The sequence below is a fragment of the Nostoc sp. genome, from assembly GCF_036917155.1.
Classification (GTDB): domain Bacteria; phylum Cyanobacteriota; class Cyanobacteriia; order Cyanobacteriales; family Nostocaceae; genus Nostoc.
The window spans coordinates 25076-36908 of record NZ_JBALDZ010000056.1; the positions used below are offsets into that span (position 1 = coordinate 25076).

Below are 11833 nucleotides of genomic sequence, written 5' to 3' on the forward strand. Positions count from 1 at the left end.
CTCTTTCCCCACTTTCTAAGAATGCAACTTCACTTGTTCGGCTGATTTGCTTTCACCTTTGGAGTTCCAATTGCGACGGGCAGCTTCCACGAATTGACTGACGCGAATTGGGTCAATTGGTTGCTCAATACGTCCGTGACGTTTCAGAGAACTGGAAACTATTACACCATCTGCTGCTTGCATCAATGTATCAATATTTTCCCAATTTGCCCCACTACCGATGAACACTGGTGTGCCATTTGCTGCACCACAAGCTAGTTCCAAATCTTCTAAGTTAGGCGGACTACCTGTAGCCCAACCGGATAAAATCACTCCGTCTGCTAAACCCCTTTCAATGGTGTCTTTCACGGCGACTGTGAGATTTGGAGAACTCAAAGGACGGGCGTGTTTCACCAACACATCGGCCAGGATTTTAACATCACAACCCAACTCCCGTCGATAGCGGAGTAATTGATGGGCTTCTCCCTCAATTAATCCTTGATCGGTTGCCATTACCCCTGTGAGGACGTTGACGCGGATAAATTGCGCTTGCACACAGCTAGCGATCGCTATTGCGCTTTTAGCATCGTTTCGCAAAACATTTAAGCCGATAGGCAAAGTCACCAAATTCTGTATTCGCTGCACCACAATGGTCATGGCACTCACAACCACTGGATCAACTTGGTTTTTGGTAAACGGCGCGTCGAAAAAATTCTCGACAATCAGACCGTCAACCCCTCCACTTGCTAGGGCTGCGGCTTCTTGTTCGGCACGATCAATCACCGCTTTTAAACTACCTCCCCAACGGGGTGAGGTAGGCAGTGGTAGCAGGTGAACCACGCCAATAATTGGTGAACGAGTTTTAAATATCTGATATAAGTCCACGTCTTTAATCCGCCTCGCGGAGTCCAGAGTCCAGAATTTTTTGACTATTGAACGCCAGTTCAACACCACTACCCGGAACTGAGGAAACCTCTATACAGGGGTGGCTCTTCAACGGGGGAAACCCCGCACGTGACTGGCTCCTCTTGACCCTTGACTCTTGACTTTCCATTAAATAGTCAAATGTGTTTTATGATAGTCGGCTTAATGCTTCCTTCCTAAGATGGAAATTGGCGTGAAACCTCCCATAAGATATGTTAAGATAAAACTTGGCTACAAGAGGAGTTTGCCACTCACTAGACGCAAGGCAGCTTTCCGTGGTTTAGGCGTATTGTCCGCGCACAGTCGTAGGACTTGCCAATCGCCAGGCTAGCATTACTGCTTTATAGGCGTAGTCGCTTTCGTCGATTTCCCTGAGGGTAGCGACTTCTCACAACCAGCCCTTTGGGCGGCTTCCCGATGGGTAGGTTAACAACGCACACGCTGCGGTAATGTAAAATACCAATAGGCGAATCGTTAAAAAACATTACAAGTGTCAAATGTACCCAAAGACACTTCAATTTACCCTGGGGAACAGATTGATAAGAATATCATAACATGACCTCTATTTTTATTATTGATAGGGTCATAATTCTACGGACAGTTGCTGACAGTGAGAATCTGCCGCCGTACTGTTATTAGAAGGATCATGATCGGAAAAAAGCGAAATTAGCGCTGAAATGTTTGATTGCAAGAAAAAAAATGAAGATATTTTCAAAATATGGGTGACAAGCCAACAATTGCCATTTCTCACCTGGGCTGCGAGAAAAACCGAATTGATACAGAACACATGCTAGGACTGCTCGTGGAAGCAGGCTATGGTGTAGATACAAACGAAGAGTTAGCAGATTACGTTATTGTTAATACTTGTAGTTTTATTGAAGCAGCCCGGCAAGAATCTGTCAGAACTCTGGTAGAACTGGCAGAGGCAAACAAAAAAATCGTCATCACTGGCTGTATGGCGCAACATTTCCAAGAGCAACTTTTGGAAGAGTTACCTGAAGCAGTAGCGGTGGTGGGTACCGGCGATTATCACAAAATTGTCAATGTCATTGAGCGTGTAGAACAAGGCGAGCGGGTTAAACAGGTTAGTATTAAGCCAACCTACATTGCTGACGAAACTACACCACGCTATCGCACTACAACAGAGGGCGTTGCTTACCTCCGGGTTGCGGAAGGATGTGATTATCGTTGTGCATTTTGTATAATTCCTCATCTTCGAGGGAACCAGCGATCGCGTACTATAGAATCTATAGTCGCCGAAGCGGAGCAGTTAGTTAGTCAAGGCGTAAAGGAAATTATTTTAATTTCCCAAATCACCACTAACTACGGTCTAGATATTTACGGTCAGCCAAAATTAGCCGAATTACTTCGCGCTTTGGGGAAAGTAGATATACCGTGGATCAGAATGCACTACGCTTATCCCACGGGACTGACCCCAGATGTAATCGCGGCGATTCAAGAAACACCCAACGTCTTGCCTTATCTGGATTTGCCTTTGCAGCATTCTCATCCAGATGTTCTCCGCGCCATGAATCGTCCTTGGCAAGGACGTGTAAATGATGGGATTATTGATCGCATCAAAACGGCGCTACCAACAGCCGTATTGCGGACAACATTTATTGTTGGTTTCCCAGGAGAAACAAGCGAGCATTTTGAGCATCTACTAGAGTTTGTTCAACGGCATGAATTCGACCATGTTGGTGTCTTCACCTTTTCCTCTGAGGAAGGAACCCCAGCTTATAAGTTGCCAAATCAGTTGCCCCAATTGGTGATGGACGAGCGTCGATACCAACTGATGGAAATCCAGCAACCGATTTCCCAAAAGAAAAATCAACAGGAAGTAGGCAAAATCGTTGATGTCCTGATTGAGCAAGAAAATCCTGAAAGTGGTGAATTAATCGGTCGTTCAGGTAGATTTTCCCCAGAGGTTGATGGTCTGGTATATGTCAAAGGCCAGGCAAAGTTAGGAACCATCGTGCCAATAGCGATTCACCACGCTGATACATACGACCTCTATGGTCAAGTAGTCAATAACTAAATTGTCCTTTGTCCTTTGTCCTTTGTCCTTTGTTAAATGACCCTTATATATTCATCCTTATCCTAAGGTCAATGCTGCATTAATGGCAGTTTTCATGAGGGTTTACCTGAAACGCTGGCGGACTTGTTGAAATAGCCTCTCTAAGAGTTGAGGCTCCGCTATCGCCCTTCGCTTACCAATAACTAATGACTAATGACTAATGACTAATGACTAATGACTAATGACTAAATGACTAATCCAAAAATCCTTACAAAAAATTTAGGAGAATTAATGACTCTTTCATTTCAAGAATTAGGCATTTCCCAAGAACGTGTCGAACAACTAGAAAAAATCGGTTTTACCGAACCAACTAACATTCAAGTGCAAGCAATTCCCCAATTGCTTGCCGGTCGTGATGTAGTCGGTCAATCTCAAACTGGAACAGGCAAAACGGCAGCATTTTCACTGCCAATTTTAGAGCGGCTAGATATTAATCAAAGAGCCGTGCAAGCCATAGTTTTAACACCAACCCGTGAATTAGCAATGCAAGTTCACGATGCGATCGCCCAATTCATCGGTAATGAAGGATTGCGGGTGTTAGCAATCTACGGTGGACAATCAATTGACCGCCAAATGTTACAACTAAAACGTGGTGTTCACATGGTTGTGGGCACTCCCGGACGGGTGATCGATTTGCTCGATCGCGGCTGTTTAAAGCTGGATCAAGTGAAGTGGTTTGTGTTAGATGAAGCTGATGAAATGTTGAGCATGGGCTTTATCGACGATGTGATCAAAATCCTCTCGCAAGCGCCCGTAGATCGCCAAACAGCTTTATTCTCGGCAACAATGCCACCATCGATTCGGATGTTGGTGAACAAGTTCTTGCGATCGCCTGCAACTGTCACTGTCGAGCAGCCAAAAGCCGCTCCTAACAAGATTAATCAGGTAGCTTATCTGATCCCCCGCCACTGGACAAAAGCCAAAGCTTTACAGCCAATTCTGGAAATGGAAGATCCAGAAACAGCCTTAATCTTTGTCCGCACCAGACGTACAGCCGCCGAACTCACCAGCCAGTTACAAGGGGCTGGTCATAGTGTCGATGAATACCACGGTGACTTGTCCCAACAAGCGCGGGAACGCTTATTAATCAGATTCCGTAACCGTCAAGTTCGCTGGGTGGTAGCAACTGATATTGCAGCAAGAGGGTTAGATGTCGATCAACTCTCCCATGTCATCAACTACGACTTACCCGATAGCGTAGAAACCTACGTCCACCGTATTGGTCGTACTGGTCGTGCTGGTAAAGAAGGAACAGCAATTTCTTTAGTTCAACCATTTGAGCGGCGCAAACAGCAAACATTTGAACGTCATAACCGCCAAAATTGGCAAGTGCTGACGATTCCCACACGCGCCCAGATTGAAGCAAAACACATTCTGAAATTGCAAGAACTGGTGCGGGAAGCTTTGACAGGTGAGCGTTTAGCTTCATTCTTGCCAATTGTCAGCGAACTAATTGAAGAATACGATGCTCAAGCGATCGCCGCAGCAGCACTACAAATCGCTTACGATCAAACTCGTCCCGCTTGGTTGAGTTCAGACGTGGAAATTCCCCAAGAAGAATCCTCCGCTCCCAAACCCAGACTCGGTAAGCGTCGTGAATCTTCTAGTGATCGCCCCCGTTCTGCATGGAAATCAGATAGCAACAATGGAGATGAAGAAAGACATTCTTCTCCCAAGCCTAAACTGCGGACAAGTGGAAGTGGTCGTGAATCTTCTGCATCCCCTAGTAAAAAGATAGGTTCACCTACAGCTAGAGAATCAGCTTCTTAGTCAACAGTTAGAAGTTAATCAATTTTGGATTTTAGATTTTTTCTTCAATCCAAAATCCCAAAGTAAAATTGGCAGAGTTGAGAGTCAAGATTTTGACTCTTGACTTTTTAGCCTTTTACTGATACCGCCCGCAACTCAAAGTATTAATATCGAGAGCTTTTTGAGACTTGTAACCCTATGGTGTACACGCAAGTTTTGCCGAAGCCATATCTTGATTGATAAATCTCGCACTGCGTTTCCATCCCGCCTCGGAATAAATTCCGAGTCTCATAGCAGAAGTCCACTTAAGTGGACTAAATGATCAATATCAGTCCACTTAAGTGGACTTCTGCTATTAGCCCTGAACTTCAGTTCTGGGCGGGATATCCGTCAGGGTGACAGTTTCGCTATGACAAAAATGTGGGTAGAGGATTTTTCGACTTGTGTGTATACCGTAGTAGCTTCTAGGGGAGAGGAATGGAGGTGAGGTTTTCCAGATCCCGTGAAAAGTTAGGATAAATTAAAGATGCATTCTTCGTGGTCTTATGTTCACTATTCCAGACTTAGAGCAACTACAAGCAGAGCATCCAGAATGGCAGATGGAGCTGGTAGATGGAAATATAGTTGTTATGGGGCCATCAGATTATGAGTCAGAGGAAATAGGTGCTGAGTTAGCTAGGTTACTGGGCAACTGGGTACGCCCACAGAGGCTAGGACGGGTAACGGGTTCTAGCGCTGGTTTTATTTTGCCTACATTAGAAACTGAAAACGGAAAAGAAGCTGATAACGAAAAACGAAATCTCCGCGCTCCCGATGTGTCTTTTGTTCGGGCTGATAGACTTAAAACAAGCAAGCGCGACTTTGTGGAACTGGTGCCTGATTTGATGGTAGAGATAAAATCTAAGTCAGACCGGATCAAACCACTGGTAGAAAAAATTCAGCTATTCTTACAACTCGGATCTACAGTTGGTATCCTGATTGATCCTGACAAATTGACGCTCACAGTTTATCGACTCAACCAAGAACCAATAGTTTTGCAGGACAATGACAAACTGACACTACCAGACTTACTACCAGGTTGGGAGCTAGTAGTGTCAGAAGTTTGGCCTCCCGTGTTTGAGTAGAGACGTTGCATTGCAACGTCTCTACAGCCAAGGACGACTAACTAGTTCTAATTCTCCAATTTCATCGTCGTTCAATTTCCAGCCCAAAGCACCAGCATTTTGCCGTACCTGTTCCGCTGTCTTCACCCCAGCAATAGGAATAACGTTCCCCTGAGCAATTAACCAGTTGAGAGCAACTTGGGCAGGGGTGCGATCGTATTTTTCCCCGAAGTTACGTAGTAAAGATATAACTGGGGCAATTTTTTGCAGTCCTTCTTTCTTAAATCGCGGGTCTATTTTCCTTGCACCAGTGGGAGTTTCAGTACTATCAATACTGTACTTGCCAGTGAGTAATCCCTGCGCCAAAGGACTATAAGCCAAGATAGTCACACCAAACTCACGGGCAGTTGTGATAATACCTTGGCTTTCAACTTGGCGACTGAGTAAAGAATAGCGCACTTGGTTTACAGCCAAAGGCACTCCACGGGCTGCCAATATTTGATGCGCATCTCGCATTTGCTCTGCTGAGTAATTACTTACACCAACTGCGGCAATTCTGCCCCGCTTCACTTCATCTGCTAGGGCATTCATCAAAGTTTCTTGACTTAAAAAGAAGGCAAAAGGCCAATGCACTTGATACAGGGCAATTCGCTCTAATTGCAAGCGTTTGAGGCTGGCTGTTAAAGCATCAGAGACGGATTGGGCTGTAAATCGCCACGGTAGGGGGCCAAATTTTGTGGCGATTTGTACAGGTTGTTGTGTCTGTTGCAGAAATTGTCCCAAAAATTTCTCTGATAGTCCCATTCCGTAGACTTCGGCTGTATCAAAGAAGGTAATACCAGCTTCTAAGGCTGCTGTAAAAGCTTCTTGTAACTGTTCTGGGCCATAGCGATCGCCATAATTCCAAAATAGTTTATCACCCCAAGCCCAAGTGCCGATGCACAAGGGGTTAACAACTGGGCCATTTTGCCCCAATGTGATGTTTTCCACGGTTGCAAAATTTAGTTTATTTACATTTCTTTACTTTTATAGTGTATCGTTACAGACAAGATTGGGTGCGATCGCCACCACTTGGCTGCAATTGTGGTGCCGCAGCTACGCCCGTCCTAGACATCGCGGCTTGCATAAAGATTTACAAATTACACCTGACAATATATCTATAGGACTCATATTTGATTTCTGAAATATACGTAGGGTGCGTTACGCCAAAGGCTAACGCACCAGTTAACGATTTAGGTGCGTTAGGCTACGCCATAACACACCCTACAGATACTTAGATTTTTTCAGAAATCAAATCGCACTCCTATATTGTCAGAATTAAGGGAGGTTAATAACCTCCCTTTAATAATAGTTGAGTGTATTTACTTGTATTTAAGAATTAGATGATTTATCCTGCTTGGGTTTTTTGATTAATTCCATGTAGACATTAATCTCACTAATTTCTACATCATGCTCAACTCTGGTTACTTTCCATCTTTCCTTTTTTAGGTAAACTTCTTCTCCTACTCTGGGAGTAAATTGAAGATCGTAGAATTTTTTGAGAAAATCTTTTTGATTTTCTTCCCATAATATTACTTTGACTGGTTCTTTACTCATTGCTTATGCCTTTTTGGTTACTGGATGAAGCTAAGTACTTTGATGACATACATACGGCAAGTTTATCTTACTAATTCAATGGAATAGCGTAGTTAAAACCACATTTTAATATTGATATTTCTATGTGGCGTTGATTGCATCTGATAAAGTTACAGCGCAATACCATAACTCTAGTCAGCATTACTATTGGGTTTACTTTTAAATCTTTTTTAGTACTATTTTTACTTGGATCAGGTTAGATTGAGGTATTGCATTTTTTGCTACTAATGCAACGCTAATATCGAAAAAGCCAAGCTGGAAGATGAATTGATGGAGGTAATTCGCAATGCCGAAGAAGAAATCAGCGATTCTTGAAGCCGTTCACGAAACGGCTACGGGGCTGCACAAGGCTGGATTGATGGATGAGACTACATTACGTGAATTTGATCGTATGTGCTTGTCTGGGATTGAACCGCTAGAACCTAAGCAAATTAAGGAAATACGCGAATCATCTCATGTCAGTCAGTATTTGCTGCGATTTTGAATACAAGTCTGTCAGAAACCCCAGTCCTAAAGGACGGGGCTTGAAAAAGTCCCACATCTGACCAGATTAAGCCTTAGTTGGCTACGTTAGAGGCAAGAGTTCAAGACCTACCGGGGGATGCGAAGCTAGTCCCCCGCTCTAGAACCGAACGGTTAAACAGGTATACAAGGGTTAAGCCAGTGTCGTTTGGATAGTTACCGACCTCTAACTTTATCGTTCGCGCAGCGTCTCCCTTTGGGAGAAGCTAACATTACCCGAAAGGAGGCTCTTAGGAGCAAAATATTAATTATGTCCAAAGTTTTTGTTCTAGACACAGAAAAAAGACCATTAGACCCAATCCATTCAGCGCAAGCTAGACAGTTATTAAGAAACCAAAAAGCAGCAGTTTATCGCCGCTTCCCGTTCACAATTATCCTTAAAGATTCAAGCCCGGATGCAGTAGTTCAAGCACTACGATTAAAAATTGACCCAGGTGCTAAATTTACAGGGTTTTCAATAGTTAATGATGTCTCAGGCGAGGTTGTATTCGCAGCCGAATTACAACATAGAGGTTTTGCAATTCGAGAATCTTTAACTTCTAGAAGGCAATTAAGAAGAGGGAGACGAGCAAGGAAAACTCGATATAGAGCGCCACGCTTTTTAAATAGAACTAGACCATCAGGATGGTTAGCTCCTAGCTTAAAAAGCCGAGTTGAGAACGTCAAAACCTGGGTTAGTAAGTTTCAAAAACTCGCAAGAATAGAATTTATCAGTCAAGAATTAGTCCGGTTTGATATGCAATTAATGGCTAACCCAGATATTCAAGGCGCTGAATACCAGCAAGGAACATTACAGGGATACGAGACAAGAGAATACCTACTCGAAAAGTGGGGTAGACAATGCGCCTACTGCGGAATCAAAGAGGTTCCACTACAGGTAGAACATATTCACCCAAGAGCCAAAGGAGGGAGTAATTCTATTACAAATCTTGCTTTAAGTTGCGAGAAATGTAATACCAAAAAAGGAACTAAAGATATTAAAGATTTTCTAAAAAAAGACCCATCCAAATTAACAAAAATCTTGGCGCAAGCTAAAAGACCTTTGGCTGATGCAGCCGCAGTTAATACAACTCGGTGGGTGCTGTTTAAAACTTTAAAAGAAACAGGATTGCCAATAGAAACGGGTTCTGGCGGTTTGACTAAATTTAATCGTAGTCAACAAAAACTAGAAAAAACTCACTGGCTAGACGCTGCTTGTGTTGGTAAATCAACCCCAGCACTCAATATTAAAGGCGTTAAACCCTTGCTAATTAAGGCAATGGGGCATGGTTCTAGACAGTCATGCCGTACAGATAAATTCGGGTTTCCTAACAGGTATGTACCCAGATTTAAGTTTGTAAAAAGATTTCAGACTGGGGATATTGTCAAAGCGGTTGTCACTACTGGTAAGAAAATTGGCGAATATGTTGGAAGAGTTGCAGTTAGAAGTACTGGAAGTTTCAATATTTCGACAAATAAAGGTTTAATCCAAGGAATCAGTTACAAAGTTTGTAAATCAATTCACAAAAAGGACGGTTACAGTTATGCATTTTGAAACAATTCTGACTGCGATTAAAATCGCCTGCCCCTTACCCCCACCCCCATATCTGAAGAAAGGGGTTTCCACGGGGCGAGGTGTCTGATGAACGGTTCAAAAGTGGGAAATCGGTCAGAAGCGTCCCAGTGGTACTGCTCTTAAGCTGTTGCACCTAGTTAAGAAACGGGGATTGAATAGCGTGATTGATTAAGAGGTCGTTGGTGGAGTGCGATCGCTATTTTTTAGTTAGTTCCTGTTCAATGTTGTAATCGGTCTTTGTTCAAGCTTTTTGACTTTTATAGTGCGATCGTCAAAACCATTGCTACTGTATCAATCGAGTAAAATGAAAGTTCAGTTGTTCCCGCGAGGTGTCCGATGACTATGCTTGAGCGCCGCCGTCAACTTCAACAACAGATTGCTCAACTTCCAGATGACCAACTGACTCAGGTTGAGCAATATATAGCATTTCTTGGTTTTCAGAAAACAGTTTCATCTCAATCAGAAGTGACCAAATCACCTTCCACTGGAGCTTCGATTCTGGCATCTTTAGAGCAAGCACACACTCCGCCCAATTATCCTCTGGAGGATGAAACCCTAGCACAACCACCTGAAGATTTTGCTGCTAAGATCGCTGAAATAAAACAACGTGGCGATCGTTCTCAATCTGTGATCCGACGAGGTTCTACAGGTCAAGATTTGCTCAAATTTGCTGGTACTTGGCATGGAGACGACCTAGAAGAGTGCCTAGCATTTCTTGATGCAACCCGCTCAAAAGCGAAGTTTTAAGCCAATAATTTATGTATTTGCTCGATACGAATCACTGTAGTTATCTCATTAACAATAATCCTCAAGTTGTCGCAACTGCTCAAAGCTATGCTCAAGATTCTTTTGGGATTAGCATCATTAGCTATGGTGAGTTGCTCTACATGACGGAAAAATCAGAGCGTCGAGAGATGAACTTACAAGTGGTTCAAGCATTCCTGACAGAAATTGATATCTATCTGATCAACAAAGAAATAGCTGAAATATACAGTCAACTGAAGAACCGCATTTTTCGTCAATTTGCCCCAAAAGAAAAAAACTTTAAGAGGTAGAGTATTAAACACAAGTAGTATTATTCTTGGAATCGGAGTATCATAACTTAATATTTTTAGGAAGTAAACCCAACATAAGTTAGTAATAGTGTCGTCTAAAGATTGTGAGCAAGTAGTAAGAATTAATTCTAAAATATCCTGTGCCTTTCTTAAGAAGATTGCATCTGATGACCACTTAAGTTCAATCAGATTCATTAATATTCTACTTAATCTTTTATGCTGTTTTATAGCCTCTTCAGCAATCGTTAAGATTTTGTAGAGTTCATCACTTTTGCATTTCAATGTACTGAAGCTAATAGGACTATAAATATATGCTTCTGCTAAATCTTCAACACTTATGCCTATTTGATTAGCTAATGGTAATAACTCAGGCAAAAGTTCATCTAATCCAATCTGTGTATTTTTTCACCTCTAATTTTAATATCAAGATCAATAAATATATGTTCTAGAGCGCCGGTCAAGTACAAGTAGTTGACGTAAAGCGCAGGATATGGGTGTTATGTTAATCGAACGTTTATCCCGCATTTCTCACTCTTCAGTAGGGGCGGGTTAACAGATATAATCCATCATTCATGAATGTCTCGCTTAACCCGCCCCTAAGACCTCTGCACTTCGGTTTGATAAATCTGGTGAGAAATCCTTATGCACTCAGTTTTAATGCGATCGCTAAAAACTAGACCTCAAAATTTAGCCATCAATAGGCGTTTTGACCATACACACGTAATGACGTTTTTGTCAATATATATTAGTTGACCGGCGCTCTAGCAATGTACGACTTTCTGGATCAGTTTCACCCGCTTGGTCTAATTCTGCAAATTCATCATCCTCAAAACATTTCGTAAAATACAGTTTTAAAGTCTCCTCAAGTTCTGAGCTTAATTTTTTATGAGAACCATCTAGTAATTCTTTACTATTAACTTGTATTTTACCAGTGCCAAAATTTGCTTCCAAAAGGCTTTTTATGCTTAATGCTTTCTAAATTTGAAATTGATTAATAGCTTTGAGTACATCCCGATAATCCAAAATATCTTGCTTGGGATTGAAATTAAGCTTACCTTGAATAATTTTATTAATTTCTTTATTTGAATAAGAATTTTGCTTTTCTAGCAAAACATAAATAATTAATCTATCATATTTCTGTATCCGCTCAGTAAGTAGGGGTAAGGAGAAAAAATAAGAAAGAAAATAGGTACACTTTGGGTCGTAGAATATGGGACATGACGCAAAAAGTATC

13 protein-coding genes are annotated in these 11833 nt (G+C 42.3%); 8 read left to right on the top strand and 5 right to left on the bottom strand.

The features are described from left to right. Positions 1-15: 15 nt before the first annotated feature. Entirely contained in the window at positions 16-864 is an 849-nt protein-coding gene (gene btpA / locus V7K67_RS08345) for a photosystem I biogenesis protein BtpA (protein WP_094352113.1), read from the bottom strand. Positions 865-1621: 757 nt separating this feature from the next. Here btpA and rimO point away from each other — a divergent pair. The 3 genes from rimO to V7K67_RS08360 all read left to right on the top strand — a co-directional run bounded on the left by rimO (position 1622) and on the right by V7K67_RS08360 (position 5853). Beyond that, positions 1622-2941 carry a 30S ribosomal protein S12 methylthiotransferase RimO gene (gene rimO / locus V7K67_RS08350; protein WP_334706153.1) on the top strand — a complete coding sequence of 440 codons (1320 nt, stop codon included), beginning with the start codon at positions 1622-1624 and terminating at the stop codon, positions 2939-2941. A gap of 270 nt (positions 2942-3211) precedes the next feature. After that, positions 3212-4750, top strand: a complete 1539-nt coding sequence (locus V7K67_RS08355) for a DEAD/DEAH box helicase (protein WP_334732807.1) — start codon at positions 3212-3214, stop codon at positions 4748-4750. Positions 4751-5274: 524 nt separating this feature from the next. Then, positions 5275-5853 carry a Uma2 family endonuclease gene (locus V7K67_RS08360; protein ID WP_334733396.1) on the top strand — a complete coding sequence of 193 codons (579 nt, stop codon included), beginning with the start codon at positions 5275-5277 and terminating at the stop codon, positions 5851-5853. A gap of 21 nt (positions 5854-5874) precedes the next feature. On the opposite strand, the gene V7K67_RS08365 is transcribed toward V7K67_RS08360, so the two are convergent. After that, positions 5875-6822 (bottom strand): aldo/keto reductase, encoded by a 948-nt coding sequence (locus V7K67_RS08365; protein WP_334733395.1) that lies wholly within the window; start codon positions 6820-6822, stop codon positions 5875-5877. On the opposite strand from V7K67_RS08365, the gene V7K67_RS08370 reads away from it, so the two are divergent. Continuing rightward, positions 6812-7015 carry a hypothetical protein gene (locus V7K67_RS08370; protein WP_334733394.1) on the top strand — a complete coding sequence of 68 codons (204 nt, stop codon included), beginning with the start codon at positions 6812-6814 and terminating at the stop codon, positions 7013-7015. The genes V7K67_RS08365 and V7K67_RS08370 overlap by 11 nt on opposite strands. Positions 7016-7203: 188 nt before the next feature. On the opposite strand, the gene V7K67_RS08375 is transcribed toward V7K67_RS08370, so the two are convergent. Further along, a complete protein-coding gene (locus V7K67_RS08375; RefSeq protein WP_179066759.1) occupies positions 7204-7428 on the bottom strand; it encodes a hypothetical protein in 225 nt (74 codons plus the stop codon). A gap of 325 nt (positions 7429-7753) precedes the next feature. Here V7K67_RS08375 and V7K67_RS08380 point away from each other — a divergent pair, with 325 nt between their 5' ends. The 4 genes from V7K67_RS08380 to V7K67_RS08395 all read left to right on the top strand — a co-directional run bounded on the left by V7K67_RS08380 (position 7754) and on the right by V7K67_RS08395 (position 10599). Next, positions 7754-7951 (top strand): hypothetical protein, encoded by a 198-nt coding sequence (locus V7K67_RS08380; RefSeq protein ID WP_334733393.1) that lies wholly within the window; start codon positions 7754-7756, stop codon positions 7949-7951. Between the two features lie 288 nt (positions 7952-8239). Next, positions 8240-9523 carry an RNA-guided endonuclease IscB gene (gene iscB, locus V7K67_RS08385; RefSeq protein WP_335166003.1) on the top strand — a complete coding sequence of 428 codons (1284 nt, stop codon included), beginning with the start codon at positions 8240-8242 and terminating at the stop codon, positions 9521-9523. Positions 9524-9880: 357 nt separating this feature from the next. After that, positions 9881-10291: a hypothetical protein gene (locus tag V7K67_RS08390; RefSeq protein WP_334733392.1), complete on the top strand. Its 411-nt coding sequence runs from the start codon at positions 9881-9883 to the stop codon at positions 10289-10291. A gap of 11 nt (positions 10292-10302) precedes the next feature. Continuing rightward, positions 10303-10599, top strand: a complete 297-nt coding sequence (locus tag V7K67_RS08395; protein ID WP_334733391.1) for a type II toxin-antitoxin system VapC family toxin — start codon at positions 10303-10305, stop codon at positions 10597-10599. A 735-nt stretch (positions 10600-11334) separates the two neighbouring features. Here V7K67_RS08395 and V7K67_RS08400 read toward each other — a convergent pair. Then, positions 11335-11550, bottom strand: coding sequence for a hypothetical protein (locus V7K67_RS08400; protein ID WP_335166006.1), 216 nt, complete (start codon positions 11548-11550; stop codon positions 11335-11337). Between the two features lie 24 nt (positions 11551-11574). Next, on the bottom strand, positions 11575-11833 hold a 259-nt coding region (locus V7K67_RS08405; RefSeq protein WP_335166008.1), incomplete at its 5' end, for a hypothetical protein.